At 62.6% G+C, this 18,542-nt stretch carries 13 protein-coding genes and 4 pseudogenes; 6 read left to right on the forward strand and 11 right to left on the reverse strand.

Annotated elements, in window-relative coordinates:
• Positions 1–27: 27 nt before the first annotated feature.
• Positions 28–324, forward strand: a complete 297-nt coding sequence (locus tag ACFLEY_RS41815; RefSeq protein WP_011084584.1) for a ferredoxin family protein — start codon at positions 28–30, stop codon at positions 322–324.
• Positions 325–534: 210 nt separating this feature from the next.
• Here the strand turns inward: ACFLEY_RS41815 and ACFLEY_RS41820 are convergent, their stop codons facing one another.
• The gene (locus ACFLEY_RS41820) at positions 535–1,083 is read right to left on the reverse strand and encodes a carboxymuconolactone decarboxylase family protein (protein ID WP_060909130.1); all 549 of its coding nucleotides are present in this window, start codon (positions 1,081–1,083) and stop codon (positions 535–537) included.
• Positions 1,084–1,089: 6 nt separating this feature from the next.
• Positions 1,090–1,644 (reverse strand): peroxiredoxin, encoded by a 555-nt coding sequence (locus ACFLEY_RS41825; RefSeq protein ID WP_011084586.1) that lies wholly within the window; start codon positions 1,642–1,644, stop codon positions 1,090–1,092.
• A gap of 121 nt (positions 1,645–1,765) precedes the next feature.
• Here ACFLEY_RS41825 and ACFLEY_RS41830 point away from each other — a divergent pair.
• Positions 1,766–2,829 (forward strand): annotated as a pseudogene (locus tag ACFLEY_RS41830) (IS630-like element ISRj1 family transposase).
• Between the two features lie 914 nt (positions 2,830–3,743).
• A pseudogene (locus ACFLEY_RS41835) lies at positions 3,744–5,085 on the forward strand (IS1380 family transposase).
• Between the two features lie 1,567 nt (positions 5,086–6,652).
• On the opposite strand, the gene ACFLEY_RS41840 reads toward ACFLEY_RS41835, so the two are convergent.
• The gene (locus ACFLEY_RS41840) at positions 6,653–7,717 is read right to left on the reverse strand and encodes an IS630-like element ISRj1 family transposase (protein ID WP_026192128.1); all 1,065 of its coding nucleotides are present in this window, start codon (positions 7,715–7,717) and stop codon (positions 6,653–6,655) included.
• A gap of 100 nt (positions 7,718–7,817) precedes the next feature.
• Here ACFLEY_RS41840 and ACFLEY_RS41845 point away from each other — a divergent pair, with 100 nt between their 5' ends.
• Positions 7,818–8,915: a recombinase family protein gene (locus tag ACFLEY_RS41845; protein ID WP_396604422.1), complete on the forward strand. Its 1,098-nt coding sequence runs from the start codon at positions 7,818–7,820 to the stop codon at positions 8,913–8,915.
• 69 nt (positions 8,916–8,984) lie between these two features.
• Here ACFLEY_RS41845 and ACFLEY_RS41850 read toward each other — a convergent pair.
• The 7 genes and pseudogenes from ACFLEY_RS41850 to ACFLEY_RS41880 form a co-directional block, all read right to left on the reverse strand.
• Positions 8,985–9,104, reverse strand: a pseudogene (locus ACFLEY_RS41850) (acyl-CoA thioester hydrolase); the annotation flags it as partial.
• Between the two features lie 39 nt (positions 9,105–9,143).
• Positions 9,144–10,061 carry a metallophosphoesterase gene (locus tag ACFLEY_RS41855; protein WP_060909132.1) on the reverse strand — a complete coding sequence of 306 codons (918 nt, stop codon included), beginning with the start codon at positions 10,059–10,061 and terminating at the stop codon, positions 9,144–9,146.
• 85 nt (positions 10,062–10,146) lie between these two features.
• Positions 10,147–11,016, reverse strand: coding sequence for a DUF6869 domain-containing protein (locus tag ACFLEY_RS41860; RefSeq protein ID WP_060909133.1), 870 nt, complete (start codon positions 11,014–11,016; stop codon positions 10,147–10,149).
• A gap of 93 nt (positions 11,017–11,109) precedes the next feature.
• On the reverse strand, positions 11,110–12,141 hold the full coding sequence (gene ruvB / locus ACFLEY_RS41865) for a Holliday junction branch migration DNA helicase RuvB (protein ID WP_171901310.1): 1,032 nt from the start codon (positions 12,139–12,141) through the stop codon (positions 11,110–11,112).
• 20 nt (positions 12,142–12,161) lie between these two features.
• A complete protein-coding gene (gene ruvA, locus ACFLEY_RS41870) occupies positions 12,162–12,779 on the reverse strand; it encodes a Holliday junction branch migration protein RuvA (protein ID WP_011084352.1) in 618 nt (205 codons plus the stop codon).
• 185 nt (positions 12,780–12,964) lie between these two features.
• Positions 12,965–13,492 carry a crossover junction endodeoxyribonuclease RuvC gene (gene ruvC, locus ACFLEY_RS41875; RefSeq protein WP_211434367.1) on the reverse strand — a complete coding sequence of 176 codons (528 nt, stop codon included), beginning with the start codon at positions 13,490–13,492 and terminating at the stop codon, positions 12,965–12,967.
• A 239-nt stretch (positions 13,493–13,731) separates the two neighbouring features.
• A complete protein-coding gene (locus tag ACFLEY_RS41880) occupies positions 13,732–14,478 on the reverse strand; it encodes a YebC/PmpR family DNA-binding transcriptional regulator (protein ID WP_011084350.1) in 747 nt (248 codons plus the stop codon).
• 205 nt (positions 14,479–14,683) lie between these two features.
• Between ACFLEY_RS41880 and ACFLEY_RS41885 the strand changes: the two genes are divergently transcribed.
• A complete protein-coding gene (locus tag ACFLEY_RS41885) occupies positions 14,684–16,432 on the forward strand; it encodes a methyl-accepting chemotaxis protein (RefSeq protein WP_060909136.1) in 1,749 nt (582 codons plus the stop codon).
• 119 nt (positions 16,433–16,551) lie between these two features.
• Positions 16,552–17,976 carry a methyl-accepting chemotaxis protein gene (locus ACFLEY_RS41890; protein WP_161536587.1) on the forward strand — a complete coding sequence of 475 codons (1,425 nt, stop codon included), beginning with the start codon at positions 16,552–16,554 and terminating at the stop codon, positions 17,974–17,976.
• Between the two features lie 125 nt (positions 17,977–18,101).
• On the opposite strand, the pseudogene ACFLEY_RS41895 reads toward ACFLEY_RS41890, so the two are convergent.
• Positions 18,102–18,440 (reverse strand): annotated as a pseudogene (locus ACFLEY_RS41895) (transposase); the annotation flags it as partial.
• Positions 18,441–18,542 lie beyond the last annotated feature (102 nt).

Consider the following 18,542-nt stretch of genomic DNA (forward strand, 5'->3'; position numbering starts at 1 on the left):
TGAAGTCCAACAGTGGAAGGCAAAAGCATGAATGTCGAACCCTCCGTGCGCGTCGAAGACAAGCTGTACTACAACCGTTATCTTGTCGACGCCGGGCACCCTCACGTCAGGGTACGTGCGCACAAGACGCCATCGCCGCAGCTCCTCACACTTTTGAAGGCCTGCCCGGCGCGATGCTACGAGCTCAACGACAACGGCCAGGTCGAAGTTACAGTTGATGGCTGCATTGAATGCGGTACCTGCCGCGTGATCGCCGAGCCGACCGGCGACATCGAATGGAGCCACCCGCGCGGCGGATATGGTGTTCTGTTCAAGTTTGGGTGATGACAGAGCGAAGGGAGTGCGGCGTTAGCCGACGCAATCTCACTGTATCTGTGGCGCGCTCACTGTCACCTGCATAGCGCCGGGTTGTTTGAGAAGACACCCGTCATCGCAACGCGACGCAAGACGTGACATGCAGATAAGCAGCAAAAGGCTCGTTGTGGCGCCACTGAGTAGCGCCACGATGCCGTCGATCTGATGGCAGAGAAAAGATCAGTCTCCTGCCTGAGGGGAGGCAGGCCCAGCGGCCTCGAGTGCGATCGCCACTGACTGTGTGATCGCAGCAAAGCGCACGGCGGTCTGGATCGTCTCCGAATTGACGCCCGCGGCTCTCAATGTCCTCTCATGGGCATCAATGCAGATACCGCAGCCGTTTATGGAGGAGACAGCAAGCGACCACAGCTCGAAATCGGACTTGTCCACGCCGGGATTGCCAATCACGTCCATGCGCAGCCGCGGCGGCATCGTCTTGTATTCTGGGTTGGAAGCGAGGTGAACGAAGCGGTAGTAGACATTGTTCATTACCACTACGGAGGCCGCAACTTTCGCTGCGGCGATCGCCACAGATGTCATCACGCCCGAGGCTGCCGATTCCACCGCGGCAATCAGGGCTGAATTGCGGGTGGCAACTGCACTCGCTACCAGCACCCCGTATTTTCGCTGCGGCGAAAGCGTCTCATCGGCCATCAAGGAGGTCAAGTTAATCCTGACATCCTTCGCGAAATCGGGAATCTTGTCGTAGATTTGTTCGATCGGCGACATGCTGCGTCACGCAACCTTCAGTGTTTCCCCGCCGATTTCGCGGTTGCAGGGACAGAGCTCGTCGGTTTGCAGCGCGTCTAGAACGCGGAGTGTGTCCTTAGGACTGCGGCCCACACTCAGATTGGTCGCATAGACGTGCTGAATCGTGTTTTGGGGGTCAACAATGAAGGTATAACGATAGGCAACCCCTTCGGGTGAACGCACCCCGAGGCCATCGACGAGCGTTCCCTTTGTGTCGGCAAACTGCCAGATTGGTAGATTGTGCAGGTCGACATGTGAGCGCCGCCAAGCAAGCTTGCAGAACTCGTTGTCAGTCGAGCCACCCAGTACAACCGCATCTCGGTCAGCGAATTCCTTGGAAAGCCGAGCAAATTCTGCGATCTCTGTCGGGCAGACGAAGGTAAAGTCCTTTGGGTAAAAGAAGATGATCTTCCATTTCTCCGGAAAGCTCATTTCGGTCAGCGTCTCAAACGCACTCTGCCCTTCCTCTTCCTGCGCTTGAAAACCGGGCTTCACGCCTGTGATGTCGAATGGCGGCAACTGACTTCCAATTCCGAGCATGCTGTCCTCACAAACTTGCTTTTGTAGATCGTGACCTCACTGGTGGAGCAAACTATATGCCACGCATTCTTAGACCTGGTACCCACTTTTCTTGGAACGTGAGTCGTGATTCAAGGTCGGGATGATACCCGAAGCAAGAGAAGTCCACCTTTCGAGGAAAGATCGCAAGGTGCTTGAGGCGTGCTGTCGCTCACCGGTGACGTTGCAGCGCGATTTGAAGCGGGCGCGGATAGTTCTGTTGGCGGCGGATGGGCGCAGCACCCGGTCGATCGCCAAGGAAGTTGGGGTCCAGCCGCGGATTGTCAGCCTTTGGCGGCATCGCTATGCCGACCATGGCCTTGAAGGGCTGCAAGACAAGCCGCGGCCTGGCAAGCAGCCGATCTATACGAAGACGACCGACAAGCGGATTCTGAAGCTGCTGGATAAGCCGCCACCGCAAGGGTTTGCGCGCTGGACCGGCCCCCTGCTGGCCGAGGCGCTGGGCGATGTCGATGTCCAATATGTCTGGCGGTTCCTGCGCAGCCACAAGATTGACCTGGTGGCTCGCAAGTCCTGGTGCGAGAGCAACGACCCGAACTTTACGGCCAAGCCGCCGATGTTGTCGGCCTCTATGTCGCGCCGCCGGCGAAGGCCATTGTGCTGTGCGTGGACGAGAAGCCCTCGATCCAGGCTTTGGAGCGAGCGCAGGGTTATCTGAAGTTGCCCAATGGCCGCGCCTTGACCGGCCAAAGCCACGATTACAAGCGGCATGGCACCACAACATTGTTTGCGGCGCTCGAAGTCGCCACCGGAAAGATCATCGCGACCCATTCAAAACGCCGGCGCCGCGTCGAGTTTCTCGATTTCATGAACAGCGTCACCGCGGCTTTTCCGAACCGCAAGCTTCACGTCATCCTCGACAACCTCAACACCCATAAAAAGAACGAGGACTGGCTCAAGGCCCACCCCAACGTGCAATTTCATTTCACGCCGACAAGTGCGTCATGGCTCAATTAGGTCGAAGTATGGTTTTCCATCTTGCAGGGGCAGTCGCTCAGCGGCACCTCCTTCACGAGCCTCAAGCAGCTTCAGGAACACATCGATGCCTACGTCAACGCATACAACGACAGAGCCGAGCCCTTCGTCTGGACCAAGAAAAAGGTCCGTCAACGCCGTTTCAAAGGCCGCCGTATCACTCAGCTCTGATTCCGGGTGCTAGAATTGGCGCAACAAGACCAGCCCAGCGGCTTGGATACAGGCGCCTTTGAGCACGAAAGTACACGGGCGCTGGCTAGGCGGTTGGCGGGAAGACGGCAGCCAGACCTAAACCGAAGCAATCTCGTCCCCGACCGGTAGGCACTGCACAGCCGGCCTGGCCGGGCTATGGCAGTTTGGCGCTCGCCGCTGGTAACTGCGACGTCGTGCCGTTCAAGGTCCACAATCGGCGCGTTCGCAAGGCATCGAGGCGGCGCAGCAGCGGACGCGGGAGCTAAGGCGGCTTCCGCAAATGGCGAAGGGTTTCGATGGGCGTGCGCCGCCCGGTATCGTTCCGACCAATAGCCGCAGCTGGGGTTGAACGGCGCCGGCCGCAAGGCATGTTTTTCGGAACGTCTGTTAAGTCCGGTACGCCTGGCTATCGTAACGATTCGGCGCGCAGGTCCGGTCAGCTCATTCCCGTTGTTTGGCGAATTTGCTGATCGCAAGGAGATGGGGTCCTGTTGCGAAGCGCCCGGGAGACGGCGGGCGCAGCCTCGGCAACCGTTTTTGTCAAGACCGGATTGTTCTGCTGCCGAACGGTTGGGAAATCGAGATCTGTTCTCCCCTCGCAACGTTCGCTTGCGAGCATAATGTGTGTGCCCCCCTCGAGTGCCGCTGCACCTGTCAGGTGATGCCTACGCCTCGCTGCGCGACATCCAAAGCGGAATCGGCAGGTAGCCTCAAGATCGTCTTTGGCAGGTAAAGAACTGCCCGGAGCGCTATTCGAATCTATCTCATCTAGCCTGTCTTATTCGTAAGAGGCGCCCGAGAGGCTGGCGAGCGTGGTGTAAAGCGCTGATACGGCGTAGGATTCGGTTGTGAAGCCAACCCCATCACCTCCAACCGCGAACGCCACGCCCGCCATGACCGACGATACGATTCCGCCCTTCTCGTTTCCAGCCATTCACGCCAAGAAAGTCACAGCTGCCTTCGATGGTGGGCGCCTACCTCGAACGGGGGCGTGATGCTTCTGGCGATGGCCGAGCGGCGTCTCGGCTTGGCCGACAATCTGGCCCGGGTGTTCCCGGATCGGCGCGATCCGACGCGGGTCGTGCACAGCCTTGTCGATATGTTCCGCGCGCGCATGTTCGCGATCTGCTGCGGCTACGAGGACGCCGACGACCTCGATCATCTGCGGTCCGATCCCGCATTCAAGCTGGCCTGCGGACGGCTGCCGGACACGGGCCGCGATCTGTGTTCCCAACCGACGCTGTCGCGGCTGGAGTTGCTCCGCGCCTGCGCGACGTGATCCGACTGACCTACATTTTGGTCGACGCATGGATGGATAGCTACCCGCGCGAGCCGGCATCCGTCACGCTCGACATCGATGATACCTGCGATGTCGTCCACGGCCATCAGCAGCTCTCGCTGTTCAACGCTCATTATGACGAACGCTGCTTCCTGCCGATCCACGTCTACGACACGGAGAAGAGCCGTCCCGTGGCGGTCGTGCTGAGGCCCGGCAAGACGCCGGGCGGCGTCGAGGTGCGTGCCCTTCTGCGCCGCCTGGTACGGCATATCCGGACGCGGTGGCACAACACGCGAATTACGTTCCGTGGCGACGGGCACTATGCCCGGCCGGAGGCCATGGCGTGGTGCGAGACCAACGGCATCGACTACATCTTCGGTCTGTCCGGCACCAAGCCTCTCGCCAGAAAAGTCGACGAGGTCGCCGACGACATCTGCACCCGACGCGCCATCGAGAACCTGCCGGTTCTGCGTGGCTATACCGAGACGCGCCACAAGGCAAAGTCCTGGGATCGCGAACGGCGCACCGTCGCCCGTATTGAGGCGACGATGCTCGGCCTCGACATCCGTTTCGTCGTCACCAGCCTCGATGTCGGCTCGGCCGAGTGGATCTACGACAGCCTGTATTGCGCGCGCGGCCAAGCCGAGAATCTGATCAAGCTGCATAAGACGCAGCTCGCCTCCGACCGCACCAGCTGCCGTTCGGCGCTCGCCAACCAGGTCCGTCTCGTGCTCCATACGGCCGCTTATTGGCTGATGCTGACCGTGCGCGACGCCATTCCCAAAGTCCGGGAATTGGCCGCTGCCGAGTTCGCGACGCTGCGTCTTCGGCTCTTGAAGCTCGCCGCCCGTGTGGTCGAGACCTCGAGCCGCATTCGCCTTGCGTTTGCCGCGGCATGTCCCGAAGCCGACCTGATCCCCTGCTTGCCCGGCGCGCTGCTCCCGCTCGGTCCGTAACCGACCGGGCCTGCGCCCGCTCACCCGCCCCACTCCTCCATCGCCTACAAAACAGCTTGATGTAGAACCCGGTGAGAAAAGGCCGGACGGTCACCCACGCCAGCCGCCAGCCCCCGTCAGACGTCAAGAACGACCGTGCTCTCGTGAATAGACAACTGGGCGGTTAGCGGCAAGGGAGGCGTTTTATCTGTCTCCACTCCGCGTCTTAAATATTGTAGGACTTTGACGCTCGCGTCTCCAACCGCACATGCAGGGCCGTGAGGCGGCACCCAAGGATCATGCCAAGCCTCTCGCGTTCGAGATCGTGCTTTGGCGAATATGCGGCCGTAGAGCTCGTCAATGATGCACAACTCCATGCCATCCGACTGACGCGCCATCCGATCTACTCGGCGGAGAAGGCCTGTAGACGGTCGCTTGGCGAAAGCGCTGACCGAGATGATATGCGGTGCCCGCGCGCTCAAAGTGCTTGAATCGACCGTAACGTCAGGTTGTAGGCATGGCGAAGCAGAACACCATATTGGGAGCCAACATGGGCACATAAGTGCTAAACGGCCGATCTCTGTTTGTCGCGGTCTTCGCAATGCGTGTTGCGAGTGGCGGGATAATGATTCGGAGCGCGGTAATCATTGCAGCCGGCCCGCGAGAAGCGAGACTCATGGCTGCCGAGGCATTCCAATCCGGTAAACAGATCACCTCTCGGGGCAAAGAAAAACAGAGAAGCACAGGCGTCTTATGAGGGGTTTGGTCAATCAAGAGCGACGAATGGGCTGGACTTGCAATGCGCATCGCTTTGCAGCCGTCCTCGCTGCGATCGCGATCGCTGCGACATGGTGCACAGGACACGCTCGCGCGCGAGATCGGCGAGCCGAGGAAGTCTTGGCGTCGTGCAAATCAGACGTGATCCGCTTCTGTGACCGCTTTACAGGCCGTGGCGATGTTGACGTGGCCATGTTTTGTCTTAGGGACAATTTCAAAAACTTGCACCGCGAATGCCGGCGCATGATGCCAACCGCGGCAAACGAAAACGATGCACCGAGACAATCGCTCAACAAGCGCCCGGTAGGCCCTCATCGAGAGACGCGGCAGTTGCGAACTCGAACGATAGTGAAGTATTCAGACTGACGGGCGGCGGGGTTGGCCAGCTTGGTGGCTGAAGGTCGACCGGGCTGGAGCATCAGCCTGCCGAGGCGCAGTCGGCTGGGTGGGACCGATCCGTGATTGGATTGGCTCGATTAGCGATACAGTTGCCCAGGCGTGGTGCGGCCTTGAATCTCGAGTTTCGTGCTGCAGCAGTTGCGCTTTGTTCAGCGCTGTAGCCATTCGCGGCTTCGAGGTTTTGTGAAGTTGCTTTCGTCTCTCTGTGGCTGGTCCCAAGGGCAATCAGCGTCAGCTGTGGAGGCAGTGGACCGTACTGTCATCAATTCATGGCATTGTGGCCCGCGACTACGTATTTTTGCGGAAGTGGCTAAGTCGGCTGCGACAGCCAATGATTGCCGGAATATCAGCGCGTTTGTTTCATCGCGGTTGCCTTAGATTTCTCAGGATTACCTTCGGCTAGTACCCGGAATCAGAGCTGAGTGATACGGCGGCCTTTGAAACGGCGTTGACGGACCTTTTTCTTGGTCCAGACGAAGGGCTCGGCTCTGTCGTTGTATGCGTTGACGTAGGCATCGATGTGTTCCTGAAGCTGCTTGAGGCTCGTGAAGGAGGTGCCGCTGAGCGACTGCCCCTGCAAGATGGAAAACCATACTTCGACCTGATTGAGCCATGACGCACTTGTCGGCGTGAAATGAAATTGCACGTTGGGGTGGGCCTTGAGCCAGTCCTCGTTCTTTTTATGGGTGTTGAGGTTGTCGAGGATGACGTGAAGCTTGCGGTTCGGAAAAGCCGCGGTGACGCTGTTCATGAAATCGAGAAACTCGACGCGGCGCCGGCGTTTTGAATGGGTCGCGATGATCTTTCCGGTGGCGACTTCGAGCGCCGCAAACAATGTTGTGGTGCCATGCCGCTTGTAATCGTGGCTTTGGCCGGTCAAGGCGCGGCCATTGGGCAACTTCAGATAACCCTGCGCTCGCTCCAAAGCCTGGATCGAGGGCTTCTCGTCCACGCACAGCACAATGGCCTTCGCCGGCGGCGCGACATAGAGGCCGACAACATCGGCGGCTTTGGCCGTAAAGTTCGGGTCGTTGCTCTCGCACCAGGACTTGCGAGCCACCAGGTCAATCTTGTGGCTGCGCAGGAACCGCCAGACATATTGGACATCGACATCGCCCAGCGCCTCGGCCAGCAGGGGGCCGGTCCAGCGCGCAAACCCTTGCGGTGGCGGCTTATCCAGCAGCTTCAGAATCCGCTTGTCGGTCGTCTTCGTATAGATCGGCTGCTTGCCAGGCCGCGGCTTGTCTTGCAGCCCTTCAAGGCCATGGTCGGCATAGCGATGCCGCCAAAGGCTGACAATCCGCGGCTGGACCCCAACTTCCTTGGCGATCGACCGGGTGCTGCGCCCATCCGCCGCCAACAGAACTATCCGCGCCCGCTTCAAATCGCGCTGCAACGTCACCGGTGAGCGACAGCACGCCTCAAGCACCTTGCGATCTTTCCTCGAAAGGTGGACTTCTCTTGCTTCGGGTATCATCCCGACCTTGAATCACGACTCACGTTCCAAGAAAAGTGGAAGAATTCCTGGCTCATACGCTTACGGTTACCGGCCAAGGCCGGGCGCGCCCGGTGAGCGCGTGATCGATGAGAACGAAGCGAAGATCGTGGTCCGCATCTTCACCGAATATGTATCGGGGCGTTCAACCCGAGATATTGCGGCCGATCTCACGCGCCAAGGCTTGCCCTCGCCTGGCGCCACCCGTCACAAGAACAAGGCTGGTCGCACGACCTGGAATCATCAGTGCATAACTGGCGGTCGCCACGGTCGCGGCATTATCGGCAACGAGCTGTATATCGGCGAAATACATTGGAACGTTCGCTCAACAATTCTGAACCCGGAAACGCAGAAGAAACAGAAACGCCGCAATCCGGAAGACCGGCACATCATTGTCAAGAAGCCCGAGTTGCGGATTGTTCCGCAAGTGCTTTGGGACAGGGCGCAGAAGGTTCGCAGCGGCCGCGCCATCCATATGTTCGGACCGACGGGCAAGCCGCGGCGCCGTCCTGTGATCCCGCGCAATAATGAGCACCCACTTGCTGGGGTCCTTCGGTGTGGCGTCTGCAACGGGAATATGCGAATCGCTCAATCCTCCAGGAATGGCGCTCCGCGCGCCGCATGCGCCAACGCGCATCAACGAGGCACGTGTGAGCACACCCGGAGCTTTGACATGGACGTGCTACTTGAGGATGTCTCAAGCAAAATGGAATTAAGATTGCTTTCTCCCAAAGCGATTGAAGAGGCGATGCGTGCTTGGAAGGAGGAGCGGAAGAACGATCGGAAAAAGAACAGCGAACACGCAAATTTAGAGCGTAGACTCCGTACGTTGACCACTGAGATCGAACGCTTGTCATATGCCATCGCAAACAGCCGTCGCAAGCCGGATGAGTTGCTCAAGCGGATCGATGAGTGCGATGTGGAACGGGAAACCGTTAAGGAGCGCTTGCGGCTTCTGGGTAGTGGCAGCGAAAACGTGATCCCGTTCGACCATCCAAAGTTCGGTGACCGATATCGTTCGGAGGCCAAGAGACTGGTCACCGCGCTGAAGATTAATCCGAAGGCCATCGAAACCCGCGTCGCCTTTCGCAACTTGATCGACAGCATCGTAGTGCATCCGGTTCGCAAGCGCGATGCCCTACGAATATACTCCGTACCTGAACAGCGCTTCCCTTTCTAGCATGAATCTTTTCCCCGAAAATCGACGCAAGACGAGAGAGATCAGTGCGTTCGTCTACTATGATAACGTCAAGTCAGAGAAATCCGTGTCCTCGTAGTAGACGCGGACCTGCATGTGGTGGCGGCCGTCGCGGATCTCGCCGTCGAGATGGGCAGTCACGTCGCGAGCCTCTTTGCTTTTTGCAACCAGCCCGTTTTGCGCAAAAACAGCCGGCCGTGCAAGCGCGGGTTACGCCACCGCCGGCCCCGTCCTTCCCAGCGTCACCTCGACGATCTCCGGCGGCACGCCGACACGGAGCGGCATGAAGCTGCAACCGAGCCCGCCGGAGATGATGACGTCGCATTTCAGCCTGACATGACCATAGGCGAGCCGGAGGCCGTGCTGCCGCGGAACGGCGGGCGACCAGCCGAGCAGGCGAACCTGGCCGCCATGGGTGTGGCCGGACAGTTGCAGCGCGACGCGCGCGGGCACGCGCGGCGCGATGTTGGGCTCGTGCGCGAGCAGGATGATTGGCGCATCGTCCGTGACCTTGGCGAGCGTCGCGGTGAGATCGTCGGCACCGAAGCGCCCCGTGCTCCGGAAGCGCCGCGCCGGCAGAAAAGCGAGTTGATCGCCGAGGCCGGCGAGCCAGAACGGGCGGCCGTCCTTGGTGAGGCGCACGGCGTCGTTCTCGTAGACGGGAATGCCGGCCGCCTCGAGCGCACGATGCGCCACCGTCGGGCCATGCCCGGCCTGCTGCACGGCCGTGTCCACCCAATAATCGTGATTACCCATGACGGCGTGGACGCCGAGCGGCGCCTTCAGGCCCGCGAGCACCCTGGCCCATTCCTTCGCGGGAATGATGCGCGTGACCTGGTGAAGACCGGCGACATAGTCGCCGAGCAGCACGACGAGGTCGGCGTTCAAACCATTGGCGCGGTCGACGATGGCCTCGATCCGCTCCAGCGACATCCAGGGATCGCAGGCATGGACGTCGGCGATCACAGCGATCTTGAGCGGCAGATCCGCCGGCCATTGCCGCGGGGTCGGATGATAGCGGGTGACGCCGAGCCGGTGGGGCTCGATACCGACGCCGTAGGCGGCGGTCGAGAAGCCGAGAGCGGACAGGCCGCCGAAGGAACGGATGAGATGACGGCGCGTGATCATGGAAGCCCGCTTCTGCTACGGCGTCTTGATGCGGTCCGATTGAAGCGGAATTGGGGTACTCTTGTGCAGACCGTCTGCACAAGCGCTACCATCGGCTCTCGCCGATAAGCGCATCCAGCCGCGCCTTCAATTCGTCGGGCGCGCGGTAGTACCAGACGCCGCCGAGCAGGTCGCGAAAACGTGCGTCGGCGCGCGCCTCGCGCTCGATGCGGTCGATCGTCCCGGCGCTGATCACGTCTTCGAGGGGACCGGCGGCCAGCAGCGACAGCAGCACCGGGTTGGACTCGATCTTGAGGATCTCCAGGATCAGGTCGATCATCCTGTCGGGATCGTCCTCGCGCAGGTCGCGCTCGAAATCCATGATCGCGAACAGATTGTCGTCCTGGTCGCGCTCGGATCTGGAATATTGCTCGACCCAGGCGCCCGCGAGCTCGGCAACCGACATGTTGGCGCAATCGAGCGGCTCGCGCGGCGTGCGCTGCGCCAGATGGTCGGCATGCCACGCCTCGCGATCGGCCAGGCTTGCAATACGCGACATCAAGGGATCGTCGGGACCGACATGCACGCCGCCTAGCAGCCAGCGCAGCCTGTCATTGTGCGCGGCTTCCTGCTCGACACGCGCCATCATCTCCTTGCCATGCGCATAGAATAGCGCCAGCAGGAACTTGTCGTTCAGCTGCATCACCGTCGGCTTGTCGGCCTCGGTCTTGAGCACATCGAGCACGAGATTGAGCGCGGCTTGCGGCTTGCGATGCGGCAGATGGTCGAAATAGACCTTGATGGCCCAGATGCTGCCGATCTGGTCGCGACGGCTGACGCGCTGAAGCGCGCACCACATCGACGCCAGCTCGCCAAGCGGCATCGAATCCAGCAACGCCTCGGTTTCGTCAGGCGTGCGCAGCTGCGGCGCGGCCGCGATGATCTTGAGCAGCCTCGTGTCGTCCGTCGGCTCCATTCCTTCCCACTCCAGTCCGTGTACGGCGATCCCGTTCGCCGCGCGTTCGGATTAGTGCTGGGATGGAACCTGCGGGTTCATCGACTTCGGCGATCAGTCGTCGCTTTCGTCGGTGCCGAACAGGCCGAACTGCGCCGCATCGCGATTGGGTTCGGCGAGACCGAGATGGCGGAAGGCGTGCGAGGTGAGCAGGCGGCCGCGCGGGGTGCGCTGGAGATAGCCGCACTGGATCAGATAGGGCTCGATGATGTCCTCGATCGCATCGCGCGGCTCGGAGAGCGCTGCGGCCATCGTCTCGACACCGACGGGACCGCCGCCATAGTTCATCGCGATGGTGGTGAGGTAGCGGCGGTCCATGGCGTCCAGGCCCGCGGCGTCGACCTCGAGCGCGCTCAGCGCGTGATCGGCGATCTTGCGATCGATCGTTTCGGCATCCGCGGCGGAAGCAAAATCGCGCACGCGCCGGAGCAGGCGCCCGGCGATGCGCGGCGTGCCGCGGGCGCGGCGCGCGATCTCGTTGGCGCCGTCCGCGCTCATGCCGACGTTCAGCACGCGCGCGCCACGGCTGACGATGCTTTCGAGCTCCTCGATCGTGTAGAAATTGAGCCGGACCGGAATGCCGAAACGGTCACGCAAGGGATTGGTGAGGAGGCCCGCACGCGTGGTGGCGCCGACGAGGGTGAACTTCGACAGCTCGATCTTCACCGAGCGCGCCGCCGGGCCCTCGCCGATGATGAGGTCGAGCTGAAAATCCTCCATCGCGGGATAGAGCACCTCTTCCACCGCCGGGCTGAGGCGATGGATCTCGTCGATGAAGAGCACGTCGCGCTCTTCGAGGTTGGTCAGCAGGGCGGCGAGATCGCCGGCCTTGGCAATCACGGGACCCGACGTGGCGCGAAAGCCGACGCCGAGCTCCTTGGCTACGATCTGCGCCAGCGTGGTCTTGCCGAGGCCGGGGGGCCCGACGAACAGCACATGATCCAGCGCCTCGCCGCGCTTGCGCGCCGCCTCGATGAAGATCGAGAGGTTCTTGCGCGCCTGCTGCTGGCCGACGAAGTCGGACAGCGATTGCGGGCGCAGCGCGGTGTCGCCGACATCGTCGCTGCGGCGCTCTGGCGAGACCATGCGGTTGGCCTTGGGATCGCTCACTTCGCGAGTTCCTTCAGACCGAGGCGAATGAGCTGCGCGGTCTCGGCGCCTTCACCCGCACTGCGCGAGGCCGATGCAATGGCCGCGGCGGCCTGCGGCTGGCCATAGCCTAGATTGACCAGCGCGGAGATCGCATCCGCCACCGGGCGCGGCGCGCGCTGGTCGTCGACGGCACCGGCAAGATGCACCACGGCGGGATCGACATTGGCGAAGGCCGGCGCCTTGTCCTTCAATTCGGTGACGATGCGCTCGGCGACCTTGGGGCCGACGCCCGGCGTGCGTGCCACCGCGGCCTTGTCGCGCAGCGCAATCGCATTGGCGAGGTCGGAGGGCGCCAGCGTGCCGAGCACCGCGAGCGCGACCTTGGCGCCGACACCCTGCACGGTCTGGAGCAGGCGAAACCATTCACGCTCCTGGTCGGTGCGGAAGCCGAACAGCTTGATCTGGTCCTCGCGGACATAGGTCTCGATCGACAGCACGGCGGCCTCGCCGGGCGACGGCAGATGCTGCAGCGTGCGCGTCGAGCAATGCACCTGGTAGCCGACGCCGCCGACGTCGAGGATGACGAAATCCTCGCCGTAGGAATCGATCAGGCCCTTCAGCTTGCCGATCATGATTGCGCAGCGCTCTTCTTGTTACCTCCCCCCTTGTGGGGGAGGTCGGATCGCCGAAGGCGATCCGGGAGGGGGGTAAGCCACAGACGCCGGCGCCCGGGGCTGCCCCCCTCCCCAACCCTCCCCCACAAGGGGGGAGGGAGAAGAGTGTGCGTGCGGCTCATGTTGCGCCTCATGACTCGAACTTAAACTCCCACCACCTTCAGCCTGAGCGCCGTGCTCTGGCGGTGATGGGCGTGGGTGATGGCGATGGCGAGCGCGTCGGCAGCGTCGGCTGACGGCGATTCGGCCTTCGGCAGCAATATCTTCAGCATCATCGCGATCTGTTGCTTGTCGGCATGGCCGGCGCCGACCACAGTCTTCTTCACCTGGTTCGGCGCATATTCGGCGACGCTGATGCCGAACATTGCGGGCGCCAGCATGGCGACGCCCCGGGCCTGGCCGAGCTTCAGCGTCGCAACGCCGTCCTTGTTCACAAAAGTCTGCTCGACGGCGGCTTCCATCGGCTTGTGATCGGACAGGACAGAGGCGAGCCCTTCGTGGATCGCGAGCAGGCGGCTGGACAGCGGCAGGTCGTCCGGCGGTTCCACCGAACCGCAGGCGACATAGATCAGGCGGTTGCCCTCAGCCTCGATCACGCCCCAGCCGGTACGGCGCAGGCCAGGGTCGATGCCGATGATGCGAACGGGGCCACGAATCGGGAGCGCAGTCATGGGCCAGTGATAGCGGCTGGCTGCGGCGGGGGAAACAGAAACAGAACGGAAGTAACAGGGGAAGTGTCGCTCTTCGCCTCTCCCCGCTTGCGGGGAGAGGCCGGAATGCGCGCGAAGCGCGGATTCCGGGTGAGGGGACTCTCCACGAGTCCCTCTATCACCGCCGACGCGGAAACAGCCCCTCACCCCAACCCTCTCCCCGCAGAGCGGGGCGAGGGCGCGCACCGTTCGTGTGTCCCCTACCCGCCCATCTTGGCAACAAGCGCGTCCGACACCTCGAAATTGGCGTAGACGTTCTGGACGTCGTCGTGCTCGTTGAGCAGGTCCATCAGCTTGAGCAGCTTCTCGCCGGTCTCGTCATCGACGGCGACCGTGTTCTGCGGCTTCCAGATCAGCGCGGCCTTGCGCGGCTCGCCGAACTTGGCTTCCAGCGCCTTGGCGACGTCGCGATAGCCTTCGGTCGAGGCGTAGATCTCGTGTCCGCCTTCGCCGGAGACGACGTCGTCTGCGCCGGCCTCGATCGCGGCATCGAGCACCGCGTCGTCGGAAGCGACGCTGCGGTCGTATTCGATGATGCCGGTGCGGTCGAACATGAAGGAGACCGAACCGGTTTCGCCGAGATTGCCGCCCGACTTGGTGAAGAAGGAGCGGATGTCGGAGGCGGCGCGGTTGCGGTTGTCGGTCAGCGCCTCGACGATGACGGCGACGCCGCCGGGGCCATAGCCCTCGTAGCGGATCTCGTCATAGTTCTCGCCGTCGCTGCCGAGCGCCTTCTTGATGGCGCGCTCGATATTGTCCTTCGGCATGTTCTCCGCGCGCGCGGCGATCACGGCGGCGCGGAGGCGCGGGTTCATGGCGGGGTCGGGCGTGCCGAGCTTGGCGGCGACGGTGATTTCCCGCGCCAGCTTGCCGAACAGCTTCGACTTCTGGGCATCCTGCCGCCCCTTGCGGTGCATGATGTTCTTGAATTGGGAATGTCCGGCCATGCGTGGTCTCGTAAAGGAATCGTGCGCCTAAGGTGAGCGTGGGAAGCGCGGCCTTATAGGCCGCCAACCCACCGGAATGAAAGAGGCTCTACGACTTTAAGGTAACACCGTAGTGGCCCTTGCCCAGATGTCAGGCATCGTTAACCCTGACTTCATTCCGGCCTGCGAAAATAGCGTACGACCGTCCCCCGACAAGAGAGACCTGATGGCGTTCGGACTATTTCGGAAGCCTCTGCCGGACATGGCTGCGCCCGCGGCCGCCCCGCAGGCTGCGGCGCCGCCGGCCCATTCCGAGCCCGGCCCGGCCGCTGAGAGCGATTCTGCCAGGGAAATCCTGGAACTGCTGGAACTCGAGCTGGGCGCGATGATTCGCCAGCTCGAGCGCGCCGCCAATTCGGTGGCCGGCGGCGCCGAAGCGACCGCCACGACGCTTGCGGCCATCCGCGACCGGACCGACGCCCTGACCGGCCGCACCAACGCCGCACAGTCGACCGCATCCACCTTCGCCCATGCCGCCGACAAGTTCACCCAGTCCGCGCTGGGCATCGGCGCGCAGGTTCGCGCGGCCGGCAAGCTCGCCGACGAGGCCAGTGCCGCGGCGCAGGAAGCCCGCGCCAATGTCGACCGACTGCGCGAGTCCTCCGCCGCCATTGGCAACGTCGTCAATCTGATCGCGCAGATCGCGCGGCAGACGACGCTGCTCGCGCTCAACTCGACCATCGAGGCCGCGCGCGCGGGCGCTGCGGGCAAGGGTTTTGCGGTCGTCGCGACCGAAGTGAAAGCGCTCGCGGTGCAGACCCAGGGCGCGACGGAAGAGATCACCAAAAAGATCGATGCACTGCAGCGCGACGCCGCCGGCTCCGCCGATGCCGTGCACCGCATTTCGCAGGCGATCGAGGCGATCCGCCCGGTATTCGAGACCGTCAATGGCGCGGTCGCCGAGCAAAACGCCACCACGAGCGAAGTCTCCGGCAATGCCGCCAGCGCGTCGGAGTTCATCGTCTCGGTCGGCCAGAGCGCGGCCGAGATCGACGCCGCGACCAAGGCGGCCGAGACCCATGGCGAGAACGTCGCCAGCGCCGGCAAGGCGGTCACCACCTTCGCACAGAAGCTGAAATCGCGCTGCGCGGTGCTGCTGCGCCAGAGCGAGCACGACGACCGCCGCAAGACCGAGCGGCTGCCCTGCCATCTCAAATTCGAGAGCGCGCGCGGCGTGATGCCGGTCTACGAGATCGCGATGGACGGCGTGCTGATCGGCGGTGCGGATGCAGGCCGGCTGGCGCCGCAGGCGATGATCGAAGGCACGCTCGAAGCCGTCGGCGCCTGCCGCCTGCGCGTCGTCGAGCAGTCCAAGGCCGGAGCCCGCGCGCATTTCGTCAATCCCGATGCCGAGCTCCGCGAGAAGATCGAAGACCGGCTGTGGTCGATCCACGAGGAGAACACGGAGTTCGTCACCCGCGCCATGGAAGCGGGCAACGCGCTGACCCAAATCTTCGAGCAGGCGGTTGCACGCGGCGAGGTCGGGATCGACGACCTTTTCGACACCGACTATGTGGAGATCGCAGGCACCAATCCACAGCAATACCGCACCAGGTATCTGGACTGGGCTGACCGCGCACTGCCGCCGTTCCAGGAAGCGTTTCTCGCCAAGGAACCGCGCATGGCGTTCTGCGCCATGGTCGACCGCAACGGCTTCCTGCCGGTGCACAACAAGATCTATTCGCATCCGCAGCGGCCGGGCGACGCCGCCTGGAACACGGCCAACAGCCGCAACCGGCGCATCTTCAACGATCCGGCGGGGCTCGCGGCCGCGCGCAACCTGCGCTCGTACCTGGTCCAGAGCTATGCGCGCGACATGGGTAACGGGAATACGGTGATGATGCGCGAAATCGACGTCCCGATCCGCGTGCAGGGCCGGCACTGGGGCGGATTCCGCACAGCTTACAAGCTGTAGTGCACGCTCTCGTGCACTCCTGGGCAAGACGCCGCTCGCGAATCATCCTCTAAGGTCGAAACTGGAATGGGAATGCCGCCGAGAGCCAATCCACGGCTCTGACTGGAGAAAACCCGTACATGTCTCTGGCACAACTTGCAGTATTGGACACCGGGTCGAACCGGACGCTGGCTGAACGCCTGATCGACCAGCTCGCCGACCGCATCGGCGGTCTCGGCGTGGAGCTCGCCGACATCGCGGGCAACGTCCAGGAAGTCGCCAACCGCGTCGCGAACCAGTCGGAACGGTTCCATCACCTCCAGGAGACGGCGGAGACGATGGTCTCGGCCAACCACGACATCGCCAATGCGTCGCAGGCGGTGCAAACGACGACGTCCGCGGCGGTCGGCGAGATCGCGCAGTCGCGCAGCGCGGTCGATACCGCCGTCAGCCACATCTCCGAGCTTGTCGCCGCCGTTGGGCGGATCGAGGCGCGCCTGAGCGCGGTCGGCTCGGCGCTGGCGCAGGTGGCCAAGGTGTCCGGCTCGATCGAGGCGATCGCGAAGCAAACCAACCTGCTTGCGCTGAACGCAACCATCGAAGCCGCGCGCGCCGGCAATGCCGGCCGCGGCTTCGCGGTGGTCGCGAGCGAGGTGAAGAACCTCGCGGAAGCCACCCGCCAGGCGACGCACCAGATCTCCGACACCGTGCGCGATCTCGACGGCCAGATCGAAGGCCTGATCGGCGAGAGCAGCGACGCCTCGCAGCGCGCGAAGACCGCCGGCGAAGGCGCCCAGCAGATCTCCAGCATCATCTCGCGCGTCCAGCAGGGTTTCGCCTCCGTGGAAGCGGAGATCGACAGCGTCGCGCGCGCGGCGACCTCCAATCTCGGCCATTGCGACACCGTCATCAGCGAGCTCAACGAGCTCGCCAAGGGCGTCGACCTCTCCTCGCGCGACCTCAAATACGCCGACGAGCGGGTGGCCAAGCTGCTCGACACCTCCGAAGGCCTGATCGCGATGATCGCCGACAGCGGCGTGGAGACGTCGGACGCGCCGCTGATCCGCGCGGTCGTCGAGACCGCCAAGCGGATCTCGGCCGAGTTCGAGGCCGCGATCGATCGCGGCGAGATCACGCTCGACCAGCTCATGGACGAGCAGTACCGTGAGATTCCCGGCACCGATCCAAAGCAGTATCTCACCAACTACGTCGACTTCACCGATCGCGTGCTGCCCGCCATCCAGGACCCGATCCAGAAAGCCGATCCCCGCATCGTGTTCTGCGTCGCCTGGGCCAAGGGCGGCTACCTGCCGACCCACAATCCGAACTACCGCCTGCCGCAGGGCAAGGACCCGGTCTGGAACAACGCCAATTGTCGCAACCGCCGCCTGTTCACCGATCGCGCGGTGAAGAAGGTCGCTGCGAACACCAAGCCGTTCCTGCTCCAGACCTACCGCCGCGACATGGGCGGCGGGCAGTTCGTGCTGATGAAGGATCTGTCCTCGCCGATCATGATCCGCGGCAAGCACTGGGGCGCGTTCCGGATGGGCTTCCGGCACGGCTGAAGGATCTCGCGACGGCCGCTCCTGCGACCTTCAATCAAAAACCTGAAAAACAACCCCATAGCCGGGGCGCGCGGAATCAATGGCTTAGAAGCCTCATGGGATGAGATCGAAGCTAGTACCCGGAATCAGAGCTGAGTGATACGGCGGCCTTTGAAACGGCGTTGACGGACCTTTTTCTTGGTCCAGACGAAGGGCTCGGCTCTGTCGTTGTATGCGTTGACGTAGGCATCGATGTGTTCCTGAAGCTGCTTGAGGCTCGTGAAGGAGGTGCCGCTGAGCGACTGCCCCTGCAAGATGGAAAACCATACTTCGACCTGATTGAGCCATGACGCACTTGTCGGCGTGAAATGAAATTGCACGTTGGGGTGGGCCTTGAGCCAGTCCTCGTTCTTTTTATGGGTGTTGAGGTTGTCGAGGATGACGTGAAGCTTGCGGTTCGGAAAAGCCGCGGTGACGCTGTTCATGACCATTGGCCGTTGCAATTGATCCCGTGCACCGTGCTTGCCGTCGCTCGCTTTTCCCAATCGCACGAATTTCGTGATCGCATGATTTTGCGCATTCGCACG

The sequence above is a fragment of the Bradyrhizobium sp. YCK136 genome (genome assembly GCF_044570075.1).
GTDB classification, from domain to species: domain Bacteria; phylum Pseudomonadota; class Alphaproteobacteria; order Rhizobiales; family Xanthobacteraceae; genus Bradyrhizobium; species Bradyrhizobium diazoefficiens.

What these genes read in the sequence shown, in the direction of transcription:
- ACFLEY_RS41820 (WP_060909130.1), bottom strand. Translation starts at nt 1,083, where the DNA reads ATGTCGCCGATCGAACAAATCTACGACAAGATTCCCGATTTCGCGAAG.
- ruvB (WP_171901310.1), bottom strand. Translation starts at nt 12,141, where the DNA reads ATGGTCTCGCCAGAGCGCCGCAGCGACGATGTCGGCGACACCGCGCTG.
- ACFLEY_RS41860 (WP_060909133.1), bottom strand. Translation starts at nt 11,016, where the DNA reads ATGGAGCCGACGGACGACACGAGGCTGCTCAAGATCATCGCGGCCGCG.
- ACFLEY_RS41855 (WP_060909132.1), bottom strand. Translation starts at nt 10,061, where the DNA reads ATGATCACGCGCCGTCATCTCATCCGTTCCTTCGGCGGCCTGTCCGCT.
- ACFLEY_RS41825 (WP_011084586.1), bottom strand. Translation starts at nt 1,644, where the DNA reads ATGCTCGGAATTGGAAGTCAGTTGCCGCCATTCGACATCACAGGCGTG.
- ACFLEY_RS41885 (WP_060909136.1), top strand. Translation starts at nt 14,684, where the DNA reads ATGGCGTTCGGACTATTTCGGAAGCCTCTGCCGGACATGGCTGCGCCC.
- ACFLEY_RS41880 (WP_011084350.1), bottom strand. Translation starts at nt 14,478, where the DNA reads ATGGCCGGACATTCCCAATTCAAGAACATCATGCACCGCAAGGGGCGG.
- ruvA (WP_011084352.1), bottom strand. Translation starts at nt 12,779, where the DNA reads ATGATCGGCAAGCTGAAGGGCCTGATCGATTCCTACGGCGAGGATTTC.
- ACFLEY_RS41840 (WP_026192128.1), bottom strand. Translation starts at nt 7,717, where the DNA reads ATGATACCCGAAGCAAGAGAAGTCCACCTTTCGAGGAAAGATCGCAAG.
- ruvC (WP_211434367.1), bottom strand. Translation starts at nt 13,492, where the DNA reads ATGACTGCGCTCCCGATTCGTGGCCCCGTTCGCATCATCGGCATCGAC.
- ACFLEY_RS41815 (WP_011084584.1), top strand. Translation starts at nt 28, where the DNA reads ATGAATGTCGAACCCTCCGTGCGCGTCGAAGACAAGCTGTACTACAAC.
- ACFLEY_RS41890 (WP_161536587.1), top strand. Translation starts at nt 16,552, where the DNA reads ATGTCTCTGGCACAACTTGCAGTATTGGACACCGGGTCGAACCGGACG.